The organism is Streptococcus gallolyticus subsp. gallolyticus DSM 16831 (genome assembly GCF_002000985.1).
Lineage (GTDB): Bacteria > Bacillota > Bacilli > Lactobacillales > Streptococcaceae > Streptococcus > Streptococcus gallolyticus.
The window spans coordinates 1724733-1749242 of record NZ_CP018822.1; the positions used below are offsets into that span (position 1 = coordinate 1724733).

Below are 24510 nucleotides of genomic sequence, written 5' to 3' on the forward strand. Positions count from 1 at the left end.
TATAAAGAAAACTTTTTCACTTGACAAGATGAGTGTAGAAGGCTTTTTGAACATGTTAGCTAAAATGATTAAGGCATCTTATTTGATTAACCAACTGAACCTTCCATGCTCATGGTAATCAGACTGTTTAATTCAACAGCGTATTCCATTGGTAATTCTTTCGTAATTGGCTCCATAAAGCCGTTGACAATCATTGCTGTTGCTTCTTCTTCTGAAATACCTCGGCTCATCATGTAGTACAACTGATCCTCAGATACTTTGGAAACTTTAGCTTCATGTTCCAAAGCCACATTTGAATTGTGAATTTCATTGAATGGAATTGTATCTGAACTTGATAAATCATCCATGAGAATCGTATCACATTCAATGTGGGATTTTGAGCCACCGCTATTTTTGCCAAAATAAACAGAACCACGATAATCTGTCTTACCACCGTCTTTGGCAACTGATTTAGAAATCAAGGTTGAAGAGGTGTGTGGAGCATTGTGATATACCTTACAACCCGCATCCAGATGTTGTCCATAATTTGCAAATGCCATAGACAGAACTGATGTTCGGGCGTGTGGTCCGTTTAAGATAGAACATGGGTATTTCATGTTAACCTTACTTCCAAGGTTACCGTCAATCCATTCTAACATACCATTTTCTTCAACTGTTCCACGTTCGGTAACAAGATTATAGACATTGTCAGACCAGTTTTGAATGGTTGTGTAGCGGAAACTTGCATCACGTTTAACGATAATTTCAACCGTTGCCGCATGCAGACTATTGGTTGTGTAATTTGGCGCAGTACAGCCTTCGATGTATTGAATAGAAGCACCCTCATCTACGATAATCAAACTACGTTCGAATTGCCCAGCGTTTTCACCATTAATGCGGAAATAGGTTTGAACAGGAATTTCACATTGCACGCCCTTAGGAACGTAAATAAAGGTTCCACCTGACCAAACAGCACCGTTTAAAGCAGCGAATTTATGCTCGCTATTAGAGACGATTTTCCCAAAATATTTTTTGAAAAGGTCAGGGTATTCTTGCAAGGCTGTGTCTGTATCTGTAAAGATAATGCCTTGCTTCTTGAATTCATCTTTCATATTGTGGTAAACCACTTCAGATTCATACTGTGCTACTGCACCTGACAAAAATTGGCGTTCCGCTTCTGGAATTCCAAGACGTTCAAAGGTTTGCTTGATTTTGTCAGGAACATCATCCCAGTTATTGGCACGACGGTCGGATAACTTTTGAAAATAAATGACATCATCAAAATCAATTCCAGAAAGGTCCGGACCCCAATCAGGCATTGGGAGTTTATGGAACAGCTCCAAACTTTTTAAGCGATACTCAAGCATCCAATCAGGCTCATTTTTCACCTTTGATATATTGCGTACGATTTCCTCTGTCAACCCCTTACCTGTGGAATAGGTCGGATTGACATCATCGTGAAAACCGTAATCGTATTCTCTATTTTTTGCCATATAAAACCTCATTTCTAAACAAGACTTCGTCCTTATATGACCAACTAAAACTTTCTTTATCAGTCAAACTCTGCAAAGAGAGAAAATTACTTAAATTGCTGCAAAACGCTTCAAAATTCAGTAATATCAAAGCCTTGCTATTTTAATTATTATACCTTCTTTGGCAAAGATTTTCACATAAAAAGTATTAAAATACAGCTTTTTAACATAAAAATAACTTTTATCAGCATTTAGGCAACAAAAAAAGAGGTTGAACCTCTTTTTGATTAATTTACTTTTTCAGAAATTGTTTCTGCAAAAGCTTCCAATTTTTGAATATCTTCATCATCAGCTGACAAATCAACCTTGATAGAATCAGCACCTTTTGTAGCACCAGTTAATGCAAATTGAGCTTCAAATTCATCAACTGCTTTACAGAAATAATCGTAGAAAGTATCACCAGAACCAACAACACCAAAGATTTTATCTGACAAATCAACGTCGGCAAGATCTTCGTAGAAATCAACGATTTCGTCTGGCAATTCACCGTCGCCATAAGTGTATGATGCTACGATAGCAACATCAGCATCTTCAAAATCAGCTGCATCAACAGTTGTGCATTCGTCAACTTCGACAGTGTGTCCAAGTTCTTCAAATTTATTTCCTACAATGTCAGCAATTTCTTCAGTGTTTCCTGTCATGCTGGCATAGACAATCTTAACTAAAGCCATAGTTTCCTCCAAACATAAATTACCACTATTGTAGCATATTTTTACAGAAATGTTTCATATAAATTGTCTATTTTTGATAATAATTCAGCTTTTTGGGCTTCATTTGTGAAAGAAGCTTGGATAGCATTTTTATTAAAGGCTAGAAAATCAGCTACGCTTACCCCAAAGTGTTTGACAAAAAGAGCATATTCTTTGGTTAAATTGGTATCAGAAACTGTTCGGTTATCCGTATTAATCGTAATTTTAGCGCCAGCATTTTTTAAAGCTAGAAATGGAAATTCATCCAATGATTTAGCGGCTTTTGTCTGTAAATTACTTGTTAAACATAGCTCTGCTGTAACACCCTTTTCGATGAACTCTTGAATTAATTCAGGCTGATTGTAAATAGCTGTACTATGCCCGATGCGCTTAATATCAAGGGCGATAGAGTCTGCAATATAATGCGCACAGCCACATTCTCCAGCATGAAAAGTCATTGGAAGTCCTAGCGCTTGTGTTTCTTTAATCAAATCGGCCAATTGAGCAGGTGGAAAGTCCAATTCATTTCCCGCGAAATCAAAACCAACCAAACCTTTTTCAGCTAACTCAACAACATGTTCAAAAATATCTCGCGTCACTTCTTTTGGCGACTGCTTCATGCCACAGACGAGCACTTTAGCGACAATGCCAAATTCTTCTTCAGCTTGCTTGAGCCCAGCAAGCACTGCTTCTACCGTCTCAGAAGCACTCAAGCCCTCATCCATTGACAATTCAGGCGCAAAACGAATTTCAGTATAAATTACGTTTTCTTGCGCTGCTTGTCTTGCAACGTCATAAGCTGCCAAATGTAGCGCTTCTTTGGTCTGTAAAAGTGGACGAACAAAATCAAAAGTTTTGAGATAATCCATTAAAGATTCTGCATTTTCTGGCGCAACCACCAATTGTTTCAGCTCTTTATCTGACACTGGCACCACTATATTTGCCATTTCTGCCAATTGACGAATGACCTCCAGCGAGATAGAACCATCCAAATGACAATGTAATTCTGCTTTTGCTAAATCCTTTAATGTTGTTTTATCCAAGTTAGCCTCCTTAATAAATTTTTTAGCTACTATCTTAACACATTATTGCATTTTTGCAAAGATATTTTAGGTAAAAAATAAGCCACAGGAGATTATGTGGCTTATTTCTTTTCATATTTAACTATTAAAAGAGTTGCTTATAGAGCGCAATTGTTTCTTCCAAAGTTGGCATAAATGGATTACCTGGTGCACAGGCATCAAGGAGTGCATTTTTAGAGAGAAATTCAAAATCGAATTCTTCTTCCTTAATATCAAGTTCTGTTAACTTTTTAGGAATGCCAACAGCAGCTGATAATTTTTCGATTTCAAAAATAGCATAGTCGGCACACTCTTGGTCGGATTTATTTTCAATATGAAGTCCCAGTCCTTTAGCAACGTCACGAAAAGCTTCTGGGACATGTTTAGCATTTTCACGTTCTACAATTGGTAAAATCATGGCACAGCAAACGCCGTGTGGCAGATGGTAAACAGCACCTAGTTGATGTGCCATGGCATGCACGTAACCAAGACCAGCATTGTTAAAAGCCATGCCACCAAGAAAAATCGCATTAACCATGGCTTCACGCGCTTCCATGTCATCACCTTTTTCAACAGCTCGAGGCAAAAATTCTTTGATAAGCTCGATTGCTCCAATAGAAAGTTTTTTAGTTACTCCGTACGCACCTGGTGTAACCAAGGCTTCAATAGCATGTGTCAAAGCATCCATACCAGTTGCTGCAGTGAGAGATTTTGGCATTGAAACCATTAACTCTGGATCATTGACTGACATCAAAGCTAGGCTGTTCTTATCAACCATTACCATTTTAACCTTACGTTCTTCATCAGTAATGACATAATTAATCGTAATTTCAGCTGACGTTCCCGCTGTTGTATTAATAGCTACAACTGGAAGACCTTTTTCTTTTGACTTATGAACACCTTCATAATCCTGTGGGCGACCACCATTAGTTGCTAAGATTGAAATGCTGCTAGCAGCATCTTGTGGCGAGCCTCCTCCCAGTGAGATAATGAAATCACAGCCATTTTCTTTTAGGATAGCTAGACCTTCTTCAACATTCTTCACTGTTGGATTTGGATCAACCTCACTATAGATGACATATTCAACCTTTTCACTCTCTAATGGTGCAGTCACTTTGGATAAAATATCACTTCCAGCAATATAATGGTCAGTAACCAAAAGTGCTTTGTTATATCCTAATTCCCTAATATGACTTCCAATTTCATTAACAACACCACAACCAATTAAATTAACTGACGGAACATAAAAGTCTGACATGAACATATCCTCCTAAAATTTATTTTTTATCTTTTAGAAAACGTTTACATTTTTATTTTAGCACCTCTTGCAGTTTTGACAAGAACTAGGAATTAGATTATTCGTATCAAATTTACAGAAAAAAACATGAACTAAGAATTGTTATTTTTCCTCAAATAAATGATTTAACCATGTTACGAATAAATCTTTCCATTGTCTGACCAAACTTCTATCATGATAAAATTGTGGGATTTGTTCACCTAAACATGCTCCAAAACCATGACCACCATACGGAAAAAGATGTAACTCAACTGGAATTTTTCTATCTTGAGCAATTTGAGTTAATCGTAACAAGTGGTGTGCAGGAACCACCTCGTCATCCATAGCTGCACACAAGAATAAGGGCGCATCACCTTTCTGAATATGGCTAAAAACATCGTAATTTTCAGCGAATTTTTGACGTTTCGTTGGATCGTTATAAATGTCCTTCCCACCTATTGCTGCAATAATCTTATCTTCTGCTATGGCAACTGCTGGATAAATTCCTGCTAAACCAGCAACCGAGGCATCCATTTTATCAATCTCATCTGGTTGATAATCATCAATAATAATTGTTTGATTACGCATGATAAAGTTGGTCACTGATACCAAGTTTCCTCCAGCAGAAAAGCCAACTATTGCAATTTTATTAGGATTTATTCCAAAATTTTTAGCATAATAACGCACGTATCTAATGGCACGTTGACAATCTAAAAACATCAGTGGCGCACGATAAGGATATGTGCGGTACCAAAGAACCAGAGCAGAGATTCCAGCCTGATTAAGAAATTCAGCAACATCTTTTCCTTCTTCAATCATTGATTTCGTTAAATAGGCCCCACCAGGGCAAATGATGACACATTTGTCACTCCCCTCAACCAGATAAGGGATAAGAAAAGGTTTATCCTCATAAGTTAGTTGAGCTGGCCCATTTTCAATTTCTTGACGATAGACCATTGTATCATTTCCAGACATATCATCAATTTTTGATGTAGATTTATCCCAAATACCTGGGTATTTTTCAAATAAATCCTGAGTAGTGTAGTTTTTGTGAATGTCTAAAATATCCATTTTACTTTTTGGACTATTTCCAGGGATTTTTTCTCCCCAAATATATATTTTTTCATCAGTCATCTACTTGTCTCCTTAATTAATCAGCTAAAGCTTCTTCTGCTGTGCCGCGTCCATCAGGGATGAGTGAGCCACTTTCAACTTTTTCACCAAAACGAGTTATCATTAAAACAATAGCAACGATAAGCGAAACAACACCTGCAAAGATAAATGATGGCACCCCTGCTGGCACTTGAAGCCAACTAATTAATTTAGGAGCAATAGCTGAGCTAAGAGCATTTACAAAAGCATAAACTGACATAACCACTGGAATTTGAACTGGTTTGGAAACCATTGAAAGTAAAAATGGACAAGTCGCCATTACCATAACCATTGCCATTGCTGCAAATACAGCTGCAATCATCAAGACAAATGGATTAGCAAAAAAGTAAGTCAAAAGCAAAGTAATCAATAAGAAGATAAATCCAAAAGCAAGAGTATTTGGTTTAGTTACTTTACGGATATACTTTAGACCAAATCCTGCAAAAATACCACCAAAAGTACCTACTGCGTTAATAATACCAGTCATTGCAGTACCACCAACACCACGCTCAGCTACTACAATTGAAAGGTTTGCTGCATATGCTGTGTAGGCAATTCCTAGAAGGAATGCAATAAAAATAATGATATAAACTGGGGCTTTTAACTCTTTTAAAACTGCGACTGTTGATACTTTTTCTTTTTTACCATCTGCTGTTACCATTTCTTTTTCGGGCTCATCTTTTGGTAAACAAAAAAGTACTAAAAGAAAAACTAAAATACCAATCGCAAATACCCAATAAAGATTACGCCAATTTTGTCCACCAAGTATACCACCAACACCAGTTAAAATCATCGCTCCAAGTGATGTCATACCAGTATTGACTCCCATCATACCAGAACGTTCTTCGCCATCAAAGTATTGTGATAAAAGCATTGGGTTTATTGTTGAAATGAATCCAACTCCCATACCTAGAATAACTGAACAAGTAAGTAATCCAACCATTGAACTATTCCAAACAGCCGGAATAAGACCACCAATCGTCACTAGTGCTACTCCAAGAAGAACAAGATTCTTTTTAGAAATGCGCATAGCCATTTGACCAGCAATTAGCGTGATAATTAGTGACCCGAGTCCTGGTAAAGTCGAAAGAAGTTGAACCGTTGAAATAGGAGTGTTGGGAAAGTCAGCTGAAATTGCTGCGATAGCTGATCCTGCTACAGAACCTGACATGGCTAGTGTTGCCATGCTAACGACACCGATTTTTGTTTTTGCAGTACTCATAGTAAGTATTACCTTTCTGAAATTATTTTACGACTCTAGTATATTTATTTGTAAACGTTTTCTCTATATTCATATTAAAGGTCTTATATGTCTATTTCACAGATTTTAATTTAACCGAGATTTCTGCTTTGCCGTTTTCATCTAATGCAACAATTACCATTGCTTTCCCAGAAAATAGGCTAATTTCTTGTAAATTGTAATCTGAGGTATCACTTGGATTGCCATTTCCTAGACCCACAACTGTTCCTTTTTCACCTTTAATAGACATAGAATTATCAGCCATTGGAACAAAATGGTCATATTGGTCTAATGCGGAGATGGCAAACAAAGCAAAACGATTACCTGAATAAATTTTTTCGACGGAAAGTTTGCTTACTTTTTCTGAAGTCACGTGATAATCTGTGGCAACGACTTTTCCATCTTGATAAGCTAAAACTTTAATATCTCCTTCTTGATAAAGAACCTTATAATTAGATTGACAATCATTAAGTGGAAGTTTTCCTTGACTAATGCCGTTGATAAACAACTCTACTTCTTCAGCATTTGAAAAGACGCGAATAGGAGTGTAGCCACGTTCATCAATTTCAAGACCCTCTTTATTCCAGTGAGGCATCAAATGAACCATTGGGGCATCGGTCCAATGAGCTTGGTAATAGTAATAATAATCTTTTGGAAATCCATTTAAATCACAAATACCAAATTGTGAACTAATCGCAGGGTACACAAATGGAGATGGCTCACCAAAGTAATCAAATGCAGTCCAAAGAAAGACACCGCCCATATAAGGATGAGTTGAGAGATAATTAAGCACCTCTTCTGGATGAGCTGTCCCTCCAACACCTGGGTCCCCTGGTTGGCGTTTTCCAGGCAAAACCATTGAATACATTGAACCAAAATTATTACAATGGCACTTGTCTCCATTATCTTTATAGATTCCTCTTGTAGAAAAATACGAAGCATTTTCAGTAGACATCATTGAAAGCTTAGCATACTTTTGGTGAATTAATTCAGCTCCTGCTCCCATAACACCAGCTTCTGGATAATTCACACCTAAAATATCGAAATATTGAAGATAATCCTCATTAACAAAGCCTTCAGGACTTAATAATTCCGCGGATAACAAGAGGTGTTCCTTATCAAATTTTCTAATGATTTGTGCTAAACGTTTAATATTGCGTCCACCAAAAGTAGTGTTTCCTGTTAATTCCTCATTTCCAATTGACCAGAAAGCAAGAGAGGCATTCATCCGCGATTGTTTAACTGCCTTTCCTAAATCAGCTAATCGCCAAGGACTACTTTCTGGTATACGATTTTCGTTCATCACAAGAATTCCATATTCATCACAGATCTCTAACAAGTCTTTTGATGCAAAATGATGAGCACTACGATAAGCGTTCACTCCCATTTCTTTCATTATTTTAATTTTATAATGAATGATATCCTTATTTAGTGCTACTCCTACTCCTGTAAAATCTTGGTGCTCACAAATACCGTGTAACTCATATGGCTTTCCATTAAGGTAAAAACCTTTTTCATCATAATCAAACGTACGAATTCCAAAATTTTTGACAATTTTATCGTTTTCAAGAACCGCAGTTGCTTGGTAGAGGTATGGATTTTCTGGAGACCATAGTGTCGGATTATCAAAAACTACTTCTTTTGTAAAAATTTCTGTTGTTAGTGGAGCAACTATTTTTTCAGATAACTTGATAACTGTGCCTGCAATATTAATCTTTGGTGAAATTAAAACAGTGTCATCACCATCATTAGTAACGGAGACTTCAACTCCTAACTGAGCATTGCCATCTTCAAATGATTTAGTATAAACATAGAAATCTTCTTCATTGAGGTGAAGGTTAGGAATAATTTTCAGTGATACTTCTTTATAAATCCCTGCTCCTTCATACCACCATCCTTCTGAACCTGATGTTGTATCTACTTTAACTAATAATATATTATCTCCTTCATCTCCATAATAAAGCATTTCAGTAATATCAAATTCAAACATCGTATAACCACTATTATTATGCCCAAGATAGGAGCCATTAAGCCAAATATCAGCCATCCGCATAACACCATCAAACTGTAGAATAATACGATTTTCTTGTTTAATATCATCATCTATCTTAAATCGCTTACGATAATAAGCAATACCATCAGCCTTTGAGCCTGCCATTAAATTAGCAGGATTATCTTCATAAGGAAGAGTCACCTTCCAATCATGTGGTAACTCAACAGTTTTCCAAGAGTCATCTAATTGACTCTCTAAGTCTGTTGCACATAGGTTTCGTAATCCCTCTTCCATATTTCCTTGTGCAATTAATTTTAAAAAGTTTTCTCCACCAGAGCTTACTGGTAACCGTTGTTGGTTCTCTTCTGGGAGACTTGCAGTAAAACCACCAAAGGCATAAGCTTTCTTGGCTACTTTTTTGGGAGGCTGTGGAAATTCTCCTAAATGAAAGCGCCAATTATGATTCAAAGAAATTTTCTGTCTCATCCTGTTCTCCTTCTTCTTTTAGTTTCTGACTGTATTTTATCCCAAATAAAATTGTGTTATAATGCAAATATCCAATCATTAGAAAGCGTTTACTATAAAAAATCAACTTAGAAAGGAGTTTTTCATGTTAGAATCTGCTAAAAAAGAATTCCAAAAACTCGAAGGAACTATTATGACTAATAATGTCCCTAGACTTGAAAATACGGCTTCTTTAGCCCTTTTTTATAAAAAAGGAGTTAAAGATAAAGTCCTTTACACTAATGTTCAGGAAGAAAAAATTCAATATTTTATCGCTGAAAATTATGATCAAATGCATCAAAACACTGCATTTGAACTTCTCTATGTTTTATCTGGAACAGTGATTAACAAGATTGAAGATAAAGAATTTATTTACCATGCTGGTCAAGGATGCTTACTAAATCGGCGGATTACTCATAGTGACATTTTAAAAAATGGTCATCTTCTAGTTTTAAATATCTCGGAAGATATTTTAAAAGAAGTGCTTCTCCCTCTTAAAAGTACCCCAGAGATCCAAGGAAAGATTTTCCAATTCTTATTATCCAATCTGCAGGGAGAAGATGACTGGATGCGCAGCTATATTGAATTTTCTCCATGTGCTCCGGTTGATAATCCAATTTTTAGAACACTTTTAGATGCTATACAACTAGAACTAGCCACTTTTAAAATTGGAGCTGAGTATTTTCAAAAAGGCTTATTACTTCGTCTATTAACAGAGCTTGAAAATCCTAATATCTTTCAACTAAATAGAGTCGATATTGACCTTAACAAAGAGGAGTTTTTAGTTAGTCGATTAATTAGTCTAATTGAATCACATTATGGAAATATTTCACGAAAGGATATTGAAAAACAACTTCACTATAATTCTGAATATCTTAACCGCCTCCTCAAAAAACAGAGCGGGATGACTATCATTAAATATGCCAAATCTATCCGTATTAGTAAGGCAAAGCAGCTGCTTCATACTACAAATATGAAAATTACGGATATTGCTAATGGGCTTGGCTTCTCATCTGAAAATTATTTTTACCATTATTTCAAAGAAGAAACTGGACTATCACCTAATCAATACCGCACACAAAAAGCGCAGGAAAACTAATCCTGTGCTTTAACTATTTTCTATCCGATACTCTTTGGGCGAGACACCTAAAATTTTTCGAAACATTTTATAAAAATAAGAAGGATTTTCATAGCCGACCTTTACAGAAATCTGCTCAATAGGTGCTTTTGTATACTGAAGATACTCCGCAGCTACATTCACACGCTGTAAATGAACTAACTTAATAAATGTCATCCCTGTATTCTTTTTAAGATATGAAGAAAGATAATTAGGATTAAAACCAAAATAATCCGCCATCTTTTCTAAGGTAATATCAGCATAATGTTCTTCAATGTATAATAACATAGGCATTAATGTATTCTGATGATTTTTTGATTGCTCTACAGAATAGTCCGTATGATAAAAGTGACGAATTAAACGTGAAAAAAGTGTTAAAACATTAAAATGAATGATTTGATTAGCTTGAATATCATTCTGATAATATTCATCAATAATGTCATAAATCAGGGAAACTATCTTTTTGTCATGCTGAATCCTAAAAAGATTATACTGGCTATCTCCGTAATTTTCATCATTCAAAATAGTAAACAATATATTAGAAATACTTTGTCCACCTCCTGGATGTAGCATAAAGTTTAAATCATTAAATGAAAATGCTGAAGGTTGTAAAGCAATATTAACAACGATAGTAGTTGGATCAATTTCATGAACACGATGAACAGTACCTCGTCCTACAATCATAATATCTTCCTGTCCTATTTCAATAATACCATTACGTGATTCAAATCGGCAATTTCCTAAAAGAGGAACAATGATTTCAACATAATTATGAACATGAAAGGGAATATAAGAGCGGATGGGTTGAACTGAAACTGAAATAGCATTGGCAGTAATTTCAAGATTATCCGTTAGTGTTTGAAAAAAATTATAAATTGGTTCATTATCAATATGACCTGTAATATCCGCTTTAAAACCGTACTTGACTTTTTCCCAATCAACAGGATTTTGATTATTATGACGCAATCTTTCAAGAACATTAGTATCCATTTTTAACTCCTTCATCAACTTATTGTATTTTCATAGTTATTTTCTAAAAAGTGTCGCTTTATTATATTCAATTTAGTTTTTATTTTACGTAAAATAAAATCAAAGTACAAGTTCATTTTTATAAATCTGTGAAATCGACACAAAAGTACTTTAATTTGGCAATAGTATCGCTTCTTTTTTTAAGATACACTGTAAGCGTAAACATTTTAGAATCGGAGAAAAATTATGATTGATTTGACTACAAATCCATATTATTTAACAAAAGATGAGATTGACTATGTTTACCAACAAGTTAATCAAATGACAGTTGATGAAAAAATCGGGCAATTATTTTTTGTCATTGGTCAAGATGAAAACACCGTTAACCTTGATGAATTTATCGATAAATACAAACCAGGCGGCATGATGTTTCGACCTGGCCCAGCAAAAGATATCAAACGCCAAATCAAACAGATTCAAAGCCGCAGCAAATACCCTCTCTTTTTTGCAGCTAACCTAGAATCTGGTGGAAATGGTATCGTAAATGAAGGAACTTGGCTTGGAATGCCAATGCAAATGGCAGCCACTGACAACACCGATGCCGCTTTTCAATTAGGTAGTATAGCAGGATATGAAGCCAATCAAGTTGGTTGCAACATGTCTTTTGCTCCTATCGTTGATATCGACAATAACTTCCGTAACCCGATTACAAACACACGAACATTCGGTTCTGATCCTAAGCGTGTTCTCCGTATGGCACAAGCACAACGAAAAGGTTTAGAAGAAAACCAAGTCATTCCTGTTATCAAGCATTTCCCCGGTGATGGTGTTGATGAGCGTGACCAGCATTTACTTTCAAGTATTAATAGTTTATCAGCTGATGACTGGTCAAATACATACGGGCACATTTATAAAACCTTTATCGACCAAGGCATTTCAACTGTTATGATTGGGCATATCTATCAACCAGCTTGGGAGCGCAAATTGCAAACAGGCATCAAAGACCAAGATCTTCGTCCAGCTTCTGCATCAAAATTACTCATCAACGGCTTATTACGCCAAGAACTTGGCTTCAATGGACTTGCAATGACTGATGCAACTGCTATGGTTGGCTACAATGTTATCCTTTCCCGTGAAGAACTGCTCCCAGCTACCATCAACGCTGGTGTTGATATGATTCTCTTTAATAAAAATATCGATGAAGACTATAAAGCCATCACAACTGCAGTCAAAACTGGCGTCGTTTCTCTAGAACGACTTGATGAGGCGGTAACTCGCATCCTTGCAACAAAAGTTTCTCAAAAAGTACTAACGACGGATGGTGAACTTGGAATTACAATCCCTGAAACATTAACTCTTAAAACTAACGAACACCAAGCAATCACGAAAAGAATCGCTAAACAATCTGTCACACTTGTTAAAGACCGTGACCATCTTCTTCCTATCTCACCTGCTAAAACACCACGTGTTCGTTTAATTGTCCTTGGAGACTCTGACGATGGTGGTTTTAAAGAAGGTGGAAAAGTTACAGATTTGTTTAAAGAAGAACTCGAAAAAGTTGGTTTTGACGTTTCGCTTTATCAAATGGACTTCCACGAAATGTTTGAAGAAGGTGTCGCTGATTTAAAAGAAAAATTCGACCTTGCTTTTTACGTTGCTAATGTCGAAACTGCTTCTAACCAAACCACAACACGACTTGATTGGATTCATCTCATGGCTGCCAATGCACCATGGTTTGCTAAAGCCATTCCAACAGTTTTTGTTTCAACCGCAAATCCTTATCACTTATTCGATGTTCCTTACCTTTCAACCTATATCAACGCTTATACTGGAAACCCAGCCAACGTTAAAGCAATTATTCGTAAAATGACTGGACAAGAAAATTTTGAAGGTATTAACCCTATTGACCCTACTTGCGGTGATTTCAATGCAGCACTTTAAGTCTAGTGGTAAAAAGTCAATAGAAAGTTGATTAATTTTTAGTTGATTTTCTAGAAAAAAGGGTGCACTAAAAATACCTAGCAAAAAACGCTTTTTTCACTAGCTTAACCAAGGACTTGTGCCGATAATCACTTATCTTCCATAGGCCTCCTTGGTGGCGTATAGAGTTGGCGGTTACGTAGTAGCGCATCCACCAGACGCACAAATTTTCTAGCGGTTAAGACGATGGCTCGTTTGTGTTGATGTTTAGGAACTTCTTGATACTTCTTCTTGTAAAAGGCTTGATACTCGCTATCATGTCGTCTGACAGAGTTGGCGGCTTCAACTAAGTAATAACGGAGATAGCGATTGCCACGTTTGACAAGGTCAGTATTTTGAGAATTAGCGTTCCCAGATTGATTCTGTTTCCAATTCAATCCCGCATATTTAGCGACTTGAGGATGGTCTTTAAAGCGTTCAATCTGCCCAATCTCAGCGATAATCCCTGCAGCGTAAACTTTACCAACACCAGGAACAGAAGTTAAGCACTGGTATTCAGGGATGACTTCTACCATGTCTTCAATAGCTTTATCAATATCTTTAATCATTTGTTCCAGATTTCTGATTTCTCGAGCTAATAGCCCGAGAACAACATTGACGGAATCTTGTTGGAGTTTAGAGAGACGATAAGAGCCATTGATAGCTGCTTGAATAGCTTTAGCTAGCTTTTCAGGAGCTTTGAATCGTCCTCTCCCTAATTTTTGGATAAAGTCCGCTAGGTCTTTGAGAGGAACAGTCGCTAATTCGTCTAGAGTATAGTCTTCGGTCATTAGGGAAATGATAGCGCTAGACCAAAGAGAGGTCGTTAGATTCTCATTCTTGATTTCAGTTGATAAGGTATTGCACTTATAATAAATATTTTCGATAAAGTGTTGTTTTGTTCTTGTCAACTGTTCAATGAGTTGAAGCCTTGTTCTCGTTAGGTGTTGGAGAGCCATATACTTTTCTTCTTTGAGAAAAGCAGGTGAAAATCGCTCAATACGGAAATAATCGGCTATGTAGAAGGCATCAATGGTATCATTTTTACTTTCTTCAAAGGCATCTCGATATTTCTTAATCTTATTGGGTTGTTCCACCATGACTTCAACGTTTAAAGCTTTTAAGTTACTATCTTCATGAAAGAACATAGCAGGATGAAAACTATAGAGGCTAGTGGCTTCCATGCCAATGACGATACGTTCAAATGAATAGGTGTCATTGAGTTCAAGAATTTGGTTCTTGATTGCTTGAGCACCGATTAAGTTATTAGGAAGAGAAGATACAAAGGGAGTTGTTGTATCACTAAGCATGATACAGACATCTAATTTGGTAGAGCTAACGTCTAAACCGACAAAACATTTCATTTGGAAGGTCTCCTTTCATTTGTATTTGGAAAGTTTCTTGACTACTGTAAGGTTCCCCAGAAACACGTTGAACCAACAGCCTCGCCTAAGAGAATTCTAATCACTAGCTCACCTGCCGCCTGTACGCTACTACGCACAGAAGTGAGCGTAGTGGAAACAGCTAGTGTGTTGGAAGTAGGAACAACGCTTGGGTAACAGACTTAAAAATGAAGTCTAAGCAACAAGGAGAAAAAGAAACAACCATGAGTCCATTCCATGACTCTATTGTTCTGGAAAACCTTGCAATAGTCAAGTTATAAAAAATTGTTAACACTTGGGATTGAAAAATCCCCATAAACTTATTTTACGAGGAGATAACTTATGAAAATAACAGCTATTAGTATTAACCATATGACAGAACCCCTAGGATTTCTGTTAGAAAAACTTCACATCAGTTTTAAAATTAACTCTGAAACAAGTGAAACCATTCAAAAACAGCTCATTATCAAACATCAAGAACAAATAGATTATCAAACAGATTTTCTGATTTATGATAATAATATTTTTGAACCAGATTTTCCATTAACCCCTCGCACAAGATACGACGTTACAATTAACCTCAAACGTGAATCTGGCGAGATTGTTAGTTCCACTTCTCATTTTGAAACAGGAAAAATGACTGAAGCTTTTGAAGCAAAATGGATTACTAATAATGACAAAACAATTCAAAATACACTTTTTCGTAAAAATATAAGTATTACTAAAAAAGTAATCAAAGCTCGCCTCTATATGACAGCTCTTGGAGTCTATGAAACTTTTATTGACGGCCAAAAAGTGGGAAATGAATTTTTAGCTCCTGGTGTTGACGACTACACACAATGGATTCAAGTGCAGACTTATGATATTACAAAAGCTCTCCAAAAAGGAGAACATGAATGTCTTATCTCAACAGCTGACGGTTGGTTTAAGGGACCTTATGGTTTTATTGAAGGTGTAGACTGCATTTATGGGGACCAACACCGCGCTATTGCAGAATACCATATTGATTATGAAGACGGTAGCCATGAAGTAATTACTACTGATTCAAGTTGGGAAACTACAGCTGGCAATATCACAAAATCTTCTATTTATTACGGTGAAGACCGTGATGATACGATTGAATTAACTGAGTGGCAACCCGTTGCTATCACCAATGCAGACAAAAGTATTTTATCTGACCGACTTAGTCTTCCACTAGTCGTCAAAGAAACGCTCGATGTCAAAGAAGTGATTCAAACACCTGCTGGGGAAAACATGCTTGATTTTGGGCAAAACCATGCTGGACTTTTCCGTTTTTACAACCGTGCTCCAAAAGGCACTAAAATTTATCTTCAAGTTGGTGAAATTTTGCAAGAAGGTAATTTCTACCGCGATAATCTCCGCACAGCACGCGCAGCATTTGAATACATTTCAGATGGTATTGAAAAATGGGTACAACCTAGCTTTACTTACTACGGCTATCGTTACATGAAAGTTGAAGGAATTGATAACCTTAACCCAGATGATTTTAAAGCTGACGTGATTTATTCTGATATGGAAAGCACTGGTAACATTACCACTCAAAATAGCAAAGTCAATCGTTTATTCCAAAATGTTATTTGGGGCCAAAAGAGTAATTTTGTTGATTCTCCAACAGACTGCCCACAGCGTGATGAACGCCTAGGATGGACTGGAGATGCCAATGTCTTTTCAAATACAGCCATTCTAAACATGAACGCTTATGCTTTCTATCGTAAATTTTTAAAAGATGTTGCCATTGAACAAAAACTAAATGATGGTCGTGCACCAATGTACGCTCCTGCATTCGGTAACGAAGATGGTGGAGGAGCTATCTGGGGCGATGCAACAACATTTGTTCCATGGAATGCTTATCAAGCAACAGGTGACGCTAGTATCTTAGTAGAACATTATGATGCCATGCGTGACTGGGTAGACTGGATTACCCGACATACAGCAACTCCAAATCTTTGGACTGATTGTTTCCAATTTGGCGATTGGTTAGCTTTAGATGGCGAAAATCCAGCTATGCCAACAGGAAAAACCGATGAAGATTTTATTGCATCTATTTATTACTATTATTCAGCTTATATCGTCTCTGAAACTGCAAAATTGATTGGAAATACTGCAGATGAAATGAAATACGCTAAACTTTCTCAAGGCATCAAAACAGCCATTCACGATGAGTACATTTCAAAAAATGGTCGTTTGACAATTGATACTCAGACAGCTTATGCTCTTGCCCTTCAATTTAAATTGATTCCAAATGAACAAACTAGTCGAGTTGTTAGCGACCTTGTCAATCGTATTGGTAAAGATGATAATCACCTTAAAACTGGTTTTGTCGGTACTCCATACACCAACCAAATGCTCTCAAAATATGGTTACCACAAATTAGCAACAACTATCTTTTTGCATGAAGATTACCCATCATGGCTTTATGCTGTTAATCTCGGTGCCACTACAGTTTGGGAACGCTGGAATTCTGTAATGCCAGATGGTTCCATGAACCCTGAAGGGATGAATTCACTAAACCACTATTCAATTGGTGCTATCATGGAATGGGCTTATAAATACGTTTTAGGTATCAGAAACTCTAAAAAAGGTTATCAAAAATTTGATTTAGCACCAGAATTTGATGCTCGCTTAAACAAAGTAAGTGGTTACTATGAATCATCATATGGAAAAATTGCTGTCGCCTACGAAATTGAAACAGACGACAATCATACAATTAAGATGACTCTTAGCATTCCTTTCGGTGCAACTGCTCATGTGAAACTACCACGTTCTGAGAATGTTACTATAATGATTAACAATCACGAAATTATCGGTGGACAATTTGATTTAACTGCTGGTACTTATACTATCAGCTACCAACCAAATCAAGATTACATCGAACGTTATTCCGCTGAAACTCCAGCCGCAGAAATTATGTCAGATGCTTATCTAGTTGAAAAAATTGATAAAATTGATCCAATTCTTGACTTCTTCCGCAATGACCCAGATGCTCTTAATGGCGGTCTTGGTAAATTGTCCCTTAAGAAATTAAATGAAATTTTACCGTTTATCACTATTTCACAAGAAAACCTTGACAAAATTGTCGAACTTCTTGAAGCAACACCCGTCATTTCTCAAAGAAAGGATTAACTCATGAAAGGTGCTTTATTTGATCTTGACGGTGTTATTACTGACACAGCCATTTACCATTTTGCAGCTTGGTGTCAATTAGTAAAAACACATTTTGACGCTGACTTACCAGATGAACTAGAAGAAAAAACAAAAGGTGTTAGCCGTGAAGATTCTTTACAAATCATCCTTGATTACCTCGATATTAAGGTTTCTAAGGAAGAGTTTGCTGCTTTAGCTGCTGAAAAAAATCAACTTTACGTTCATACCTTGGAAAATTTATCACAAAATGATATTCTCCCAGGAATATCTGAACTTCTTATTGATTTAAAACAACACGGTATAAAAATCGCTCTTGCCTCTGCTAGTAAAAACGGACCATTCATTCTTAAAAAACTTGGTTTAACAAACTCTTTTGATGCTATCGCAAACCCTGCTAAGATTACCAGTGGCAAACCTGCTCCAGATATTTTTCTAGCAGCAGCCTTTGCTCTAGCTATCTCTCCTTATGATTGCGTAGGCATCGAGGACTCAATCGCTGGTGTTACAGCTATTAACAAAGCAGGAAGCGTCTCCATCGGTGTAGGTGAAGATGAGCTTAACCATGCCAATAAACGCTTTAAAACAACCTCTGACCTAAACTATCAGGACATCAAAAAGGCTTGGCAAGCCTATCATCGTAACTAAAGAATAAAGCTGGGCATCCTGCTCAACTTTTACACAACGAAAGGAATTTCTTATGATAGTGACTGCATATCAAAATCCAATATTACGAGGTATGTATCCTGACCCATCCATTGTACGAGTCGATGATACTTTTTACCTTGTTAACTCAACATTCGAATATTATCCAGGAATCGCTCTATCAAAATCAAAAGACCTTCTTAACTGGACAAAATTGCCTAGTATTGCTAAAAATCATAACCAAGCTGATTTGCGCAAAGCTAAATCTAATGAAGGCATTTTTGCCGTTTGCATTCAATACCACGAAGGTTACTTCTACGTTATCACCACAAATTTTGCTGAATGGAAAAACTTTATTATTCGTGGAAAATTAAGTCCTGATAAAGAAAGCGTTATTTGGGAAAATAATCGAATTGAAGTTGAATTTCCAGGTATAGACCCTGACTTATACTTTGAAGGTGATAAAACTTATATCCAATTCACTGGTTACCTCGAAAACGATCAAAAAGCCATTCGTCAAATCGAAATAGATATCACAACTGGTCAGACACTTAGACAAGCTGAGATTCTTTCTTATGGCTCTGGTGGACGTGATGTTGAAGGACCTCACATTATCAAAAAAGGTGATTACTACTACCTTCTACTTGCTGAAGGGGGAACTGGACTTAGTCATATGATTACCATGTTTCGAAGCAAAAATCTTTGGGGACCTTACGATGAAGCTGCACCAAATAATCCACTCTTTACCAATCGTGATCGTGCCGAGCAAGCTCTTCAAAACATTGGACACGCTGACCTTTTTCAAGATCAACTTGGTAATTGGTGGCTAACTTGCCTTGGCACACGACCAGCTACAGTTGGCTTCGTCCAGTATACCAATATTGGTCGTGAAACACTTTTGTACCCCGTGGATTGGTCAGGAGAATGGCCTCTTATCAACAATGGAATTCCAACTGACACTGTCAATATGACGAATTTCCCAGAACATGCTCAAACACTTTCACCGCAAAAATTCACTGATTTTGTCGATACCTTTGAAACTTCTGAACTTAATCCTGAATGGCTCAGTTTGCGTGATAGCTTAGCTAATCGAATCACTATCAAAAATAATGCCCTAAGCCTCACTGGCTCATCTGAAAAACTTGAAACCCTCGGAGTACCAAGCTTTCTTGCAGTACGCCAGACAGAACACGCAGAAATTTTCCAAGTTGACATTAGCTCAGAAAGTCACCCCAATAATGGTGCTTTTGGTTTAGCAATTATGATTAATAATGATCACTATGCCACACTCACGCTTGAGAAAACTCAAAATAATAAGTTTTCGATTTACAAACACATTAAAGTCCTTGATTTAGAAGTCAACGAAAAAATCGGTGAACTTTCTGACTTACCACAAACACTTAGTATTACAAATACCAAGGACAGCAAGATTTTCAAAGCAACAAGCAATAACCAAGAAATCAGCTTCACTATTAATGCCATGCATTTTTCAAACGAAGTAATCGCTGCTCTAAACACGGGTGATGTCCAAGGTATCTATGCTACTAATAATGCCGTAATAACCATTACTCAAGCTAGCCGTAGAAAAATTAAGTAAAAAATAAACTGGGGAAGCTGTTCAGTTCCTCAGCTTGTTTTTTATGTAAAAATTAAACAGATAAAAATTGAAAAAGTAGAGCCACACTCTTATGACTCTACTTTGTTGGAGATTATGAAAAAGAAAAGTTTTAGGATTGTTTATAATATAATCGTTTAAACTTAATAAATTCTTAACCATATTTAAAATTCCCCAGAAGTGGTTTCTCAGATAATCTTGATATTTCCTATTTTCTTCTTGCAATTTTTACAGTTTCAGTCAAACCAAATGGTTCAACCAAAAGGTATTGGTTTAATCCACCTCTAAACTGTGTTCCAAGTGTATTTGTAACTTCGATTCTAATCGTATTTTCTCCCTCATGGAATAGATTAGTGACATCAAAAATGTATGGTGGTGCAATTCTAACACCCGCCGATTTACCATTAATAAGGACTTGAGCGACTTCGTAAGCGGCACCTAAATCAATTTTGCAAATTTGCTCCACGTTATCTAGATTTACTGTTGCTGTATAGGCTACTGTGCCAGTAATACGGTCATATGATGGTAAAGTATTAATTGGTTTTAGCTTTGCCATTTTCCCAATGACGTTAAATTTTGGGTATTCTTTTGCTGAAGCTAATTCAACTTCCCAATTTGGAGTTAATGCTTCATCCAAGTTTGATTTTTCTTCTTGAGAAATTTCAGTATGATTTTCGTTATCAAAAACCCATACAATGGTTTGATAAGGCGCCAATATGAGTTGATTGTTAACAATCTCTTTTTTGACATCATCATAGGCTTCATAAGCATAGCTTGGCTTTTCTGAAGATGAGAAATAAACTTGCGCATCAATAGTTTGGCTTAAACTTTCATTGAAAAACATCCAATAGTCTTTGTCATTTTTTTGATAATGGTAATAGACCAATTCAGGATAATATTTGCTCAAACGTATTTCAGTAGACTCTTCTAAAATATCAGGAAGTTCACTTAAGTTAGCAAGCTGTGGATTTTTAACAAGTTCAGCAATATTTTCAGGATATTCTTTCAAAAAAATCACTTCAGTTCCTGATAAAAGAACATTATTCAATGCATTTACCACAACTTTTGGAAGATACTCAGCATATGGAATTACAAGAACATCAAATTCATGTTGGTTAATTACTAATTTTTTATTTTGAAAGCTTGCCGTTTGAAGCAAATCGTTACTGATAATATCAAAATCAATTTGATGTTGCGTCAACACACGAGCTGGAACTTCAACTGGCATATAATCGCCAACCCATTCAAATTCTGCTGGATAAAAGAGTGCTACTGGCGCTTTATGACTTCCATCACTAAACATAGACATCAAACGATTGACATAATCTGAGAAATAAGTCATATAGCGATATTGTGGATTATTTCCTCTAGCGTAAAAATGAGGTGGACAATCAAAATCAGGATATTCTTTAGGATTAAAGGCATGAGGCACTAGATAATTGATACCACGTACAATTAAATGATCAGCAATCCATTTCATTGTTTTTAAACCTTCATTCCAACCATAAGCACCAAAGGCTTCGCACATAGCACGTCCCTTTTTATGAGGGTATAAATCAGCCGCAGAAGCCCCCAACTTGGCTAGGGCATAATGATAAAATTCTCCATTTGAACCACCAGTCTGATAAGCATCATGATGATAATTCATTCCTGGAACTACTTGACCACCAATGACATCAATCCCAGAAAAATGTTGTGCCTCTTGGCCACGGAAAAAATGTCCTGTGCCGTAACCAAGTCTAGCATGGGCACCGTTATCTTCAATATTGTGACCTAGATAAGCAACGCCGTGCAATTCACACCAATCAGCCAAAACTTTGGTGAAATTTTTATTATACTCACGTGTAACTAAATCCATATAAGCGTAACGAACTTCACGTTCAGCTTTATTATCTGTTGGTATCCACAAAAGTGGTAAGAATTTATTATCAAACTCTAATTCTTTTTCCAGTTTAGGACGCCAAGGTAAAACCATGTTCTTTTTTCCAATTGTTGCATCTGTTCCCTTGACATTTCCAAAACGAGGTTCATCTGAGAAGAATGCCGTAATGGTATCACCAAAATATTGTCCTACATGTTTAAAATGCTTTTCATAAACTTCATCAATTAAAATTTGTGTCGCTTCAGAAACCAACGGATTAAGATAATCTTTGGTACTTTCTTCACCGCCTTCATGTGTTGAAAAAACAACAAAGACACTCCAATCTCCTGTTGGAATATCAAGATAAATCGTATCACCTTGAAAATTTTCCGTAATATCAACTAAAGTTTCTGTTTTAATTGGATCTCCAGCCCGGTTGCCTGTAGAGCGTTCTGCCAAATAAACACCAATGATATCAATCATTTCAGCTTGTCCAATTTCCCATGGACGTCCTTTCAATTGTGAAGCATCAATTCGTGCTCCTTTCATTGGCCCTACAATATCAAAGCGCCTCATTGCCAAATACTGCTTCAAATAATCAGGATAATTTTCCTTAATTTTGCCATTAGCAAAACCAGTTGGAAAATGAGAGTCATCCAGCACCCAAATTTTCATATCACGCTTCTGACATTCACGAATAATGATTCCTAAATCTTTCCACCACTTTTCTCCTACAAAATTTGGGTGAGGACGAGACTCCACACAAAGTCCCCTCATACCAGATTGATAAATTTTTTCAACATATTCAATCAATACTTCTTCTTCCTCACCATGTTGCCAGAAGAATGGATAAAGATGATTTTTTACTAATTCCATAAACTAAAACTCCGTTCTAATACTGTATCATCCTTCTTTTTGTTGAGGAGTAACAACAAAAAATGTCACAATCGTTGAAATGATGAGAGCTAATACTGCACAAGCAATAAAACCATAAAAGCTAATATCTAATCCTGCTGGGTTAATCATAGCAGGTATGCGGAACAGACCATCCCCTCCGATAGCATACATTTTCCCACCAAGGCTTGCAAAAATAGCTCCAGAAACTCCTCCTCCAACAGCAGCACCTATAAATAATTTAAAATTGGGTACAATCAATGAATAAATTGTTGGTTCAGTAACACCACATAGACAAGATACTAAATTTGCTGTTCCTAATGACTTCTCCTCTTTACTTTTAACTTTCAAAGCATATCCTAGAGCAACACCAGCAAGAGCCCAAACCGTCAATCCTAAAACACCATTAATTGGATCACTTCCATTTTCGAAATAGATGTTCATTAAAACAGGAATAAAAGCAGAATGTAGACCAAGTAAAACCATTAACTGCCACAAAGCACCAAATAATAAACCACCTAAAAGAGGGCTAAAATTAAAGATAGCTAAAGCAACGGTAGATAACGCTTGAGATACTATTGTCATAATCGGTCCAACCACCAATAATGTTAGAGGAACAGCTATAGCCAAAGTTAAAGCAGGAACAAACATCAAGTGAACAATTTGTGGTAAAATGCGTTTTAAAAATCTCTCTAAATAAGATGCTAACCACACTGCTACAATAATTGGAAGCAAGCTTTGAGAATAATCTACTAATTGAACTGGTAGTTTCAAAAATGTTAACGTTGTTCCTTCATTAACAGCCGTTAGAATCGTTGGATACATAATAGAAGCACCAATGACTGCAGCAACGAATTGATTCATTTTAAAAACTTTTCCAGCATTAAAACCTACAAAAATCGGTAAGAAATACAATACTGCATTTGACGCCGCATATAAGATAATATAGGTTCCGTCTGTATCAGATAGCCAACCTAACGTTGTACAAATAACCAAACATCCCTTGATTAACCCCGAACCAACCAACACACCTAAAAGTGGCATGATACAACCGGATATAATTTTAAAAATACGGTTGAACAGCTTATCTTTTTGAACGCCATCTTCTTTTGTATCTTCAATAATTTCTTTCTCGTCATTTATTCCTAGTTCTGAACGAACTAGGGGAGCAATTTCTGAGACCTCAGTTCCTACAATGACTTGATATTGTCCACCTTGTCGAACAACACCTTTAACCAATTTTTGACTTTTAATTGCCTTTTCATCAGCTAATGATTCATCTTTCAGTTCAAACCGCAAACGTGTCATACAATTTAAAACATTTTTGACGTTACTCTTTCCACCAACTAACTTAACAATCTCTTTTGCAAAAAGACTATAATTCTCTTTTTTTGCCATTTGACTTCTCCTTTATTTTTATATTTGAATTATAGCGCTTTCATAGTATAATAGAAATAGCAGATTTGTAGACAAACACTAT

Annotated in this window: 16 protein-coding genes; 5 read left to right on the plus strand and 11 right to left on the minus strand. The window is 36.4% G+C overall.

The genetic code is table 11. From position 1 onward, the window contains the following. Window positions 1-86 precede the first annotated feature (86 nt). The 7 genes from sufB to BTR42_RS08630 form a co-directional block, all read right to left on the minus strand. Window positions 87-1472: a Fe-S cluster assembly protein SufB gene (gene sufB / locus BTR42_RS08600; RefSeq protein WP_012962201.1), complete on the minus strand. Its 1386-nt coding sequence runs from the start codon at window positions 1470-1472 to the stop codon at window positions 87-89. A gap of 266 nt (window positions 1473-1738) precedes the next feature. Continuing rightward, on the minus strand, window positions 1739-2182 hold the full coding sequence (locus tag BTR42_RS08605) for a flavodoxin (RefSeq protein ID WP_009854575.1): 444 nt from the start codon (window positions 2180-2182) through the stop codon (window positions 1739-1741). A 41-nt stretch (window positions 2183-2223) separates the two neighbouring features. After that, window positions 2224-3243, minus strand: a complete 1020-nt coding sequence (gene add / locus BTR42_RS08610; RefSeq protein ID WP_077497337.1) for an adenosine deaminase — start codon at window positions 3241-3243, stop codon at window positions 2224-2226. Between the two features lie 124 nt (window positions 3244-3367). After that, a complete protein-coding gene (locus BTR42_RS08615; RefSeq protein ID WP_074657748.1) occupies window positions 3368-4519 on the minus strand; it encodes an iron-containing alcohol dehydrogenase in 1152 nt (383 codons plus the stop codon). Window positions 4520-4660: 141 nt separating this feature from the next. Further along, window positions 4661-5671: an alpha/beta hydrolase gene (locus tag BTR42_RS08620; RefSeq protein WP_074657750.1), complete on the minus strand. Its 1011-nt coding sequence runs from the start codon at window positions 5669-5671 to the stop codon at window positions 4661-4663. A gap of 16 nt (window positions 5672-5687) precedes the next feature. Next, entirely contained in the window at window positions 5688-6911 is a 1224-nt protein-coding gene (locus BTR42_RS08625; protein WP_074581257.1) for an MFS transporter, read from the minus strand. A 91-nt stretch (window positions 6912-7002) separates the two neighbouring features. Beyond that, complete coding sequence (locus tag BTR42_RS08630) at window positions 7003-9408, minus strand: glycoside hydrolase family 2 TIM barrel-domain containing protein (protein ID WP_061459770.1); 2406 nt, start codon at window positions 9406-9408, stop codon at window positions 7003-7005. 124 nt (window positions 9409-9532) lie between these two features. Here BTR42_RS08630 and BTR42_RS08635 point away from each other — a divergent pair, with 124 nt between their 5' ends. Then, entirely contained in the window at window positions 9533-10525 is a 993-nt protein-coding gene (locus tag BTR42_RS08635) for an AraC family transcriptional regulator (RefSeq protein ID WP_231097430.1), read from the plus strand. Between the two features lie 9 nt (window positions 10526-10534). Here BTR42_RS08635 and BTR42_RS08640 read toward each other — a convergent pair whose 3' ends face one another. After that, entirely contained in the window at window positions 10535-11533 is a 999-nt protein-coding gene (locus tag BTR42_RS08640; RefSeq protein ID WP_074657752.1) for a helix-turn-helix transcriptional regulator, read from the minus strand. A 225-nt stretch (window positions 11534-11758) separates the two neighbouring features. Here BTR42_RS08640 and BTR42_RS08645 point away from each other — a divergent pair, with 225 nt between their 5' ends. Then, window positions 11759-13453 carry a glycoside hydrolase family 3 protein gene (locus BTR42_RS08645; protein WP_074657754.1) on the plus strand — a complete coding sequence of 565 codons (1695 nt, stop codon included), beginning with the start codon at window positions 11759-11761 and terminating at the stop codon, window positions 13451-13453. Window positions 13454-13581: 128 nt separating this feature from the next. Here BTR42_RS08645 and BTR42_RS08650 read toward each other — a convergent pair whose 3' ends face one another. Continuing rightward, window positions 13582-14835, minus strand: coding sequence for an IS110 family RNA-guided transposase (locus tag BTR42_RS08650; protein ID WP_077496147.1), 1254 nt, complete (start codon window positions 14833-14835; stop codon window positions 13582-13584). Between the two features lie 360 nt (window positions 14836-15195). On the opposite strand from BTR42_RS08650, the gene BTR42_RS08660 reads away from it, so the two are divergent. The 3 genes from BTR42_RS08660 to BTR42_RS08670 are packed head-to-tail and all read left to right on the plus strand — an operon-like array spanning window position 15196 to window position 20257. Further along, window positions 15196-17997, plus strand: coding sequence for an alpha-L-rhamnosidase (locus tag BTR42_RS08660; RefSeq protein WP_077497339.1), 2802 nt, complete (start codon window positions 15196-15198; stop codon window positions 17995-17997). A 3-nt stretch (window positions 17998-18000) separates the two neighbouring features. Further along, complete coding sequence (gene pgmB, locus BTR42_RS08665) at window positions 18001-18663, plus strand: beta-phosphoglucomutase (RefSeq protein WP_077497341.1); 663 nt, start codon at window positions 18001-18003, stop codon at window positions 18661-18663. A gap of 52 nt (window positions 18664-18715) precedes the next feature. Further along, window positions 18716-20257, plus strand: a complete 1542-nt coding sequence (locus BTR42_RS08670) for a glycoside hydrolase family 43 protein (RefSeq protein WP_077497343.1) — start codon at window positions 18716-18718, stop codon at window positions 20255-20257. Window positions 20258-20483: 226 nt separating this feature from the next. On the opposite strand, the gene BTR42_RS08675 is transcribed toward BTR42_RS08670, so the two are convergent. Continuing rightward, the gene (locus BTR42_RS08675; protein WP_077497345.1) at window positions 20484-23012 is read right to left on the minus strand and encodes a glycosylhydrolase-like jelly roll fold domain-containing protein; all 2529 of its coding nucleotides are present in this window, start codon (window positions 23010-23012) and stop codon (window positions 20484-20486) included. Between the two features lie 27 nt (window positions 23013-23039). Continuing rightward, a complete protein-coding gene (locus tag BTR42_RS08680) occupies window positions 23040-24428 on the minus strand; it encodes a PTS transporter subunit EIIC (protein WP_077497347.1) in 1389 nt (462 codons plus the stop codon). Between the last annotated feature and the right edge of the window lie 82 nt (window positions 24429-24510).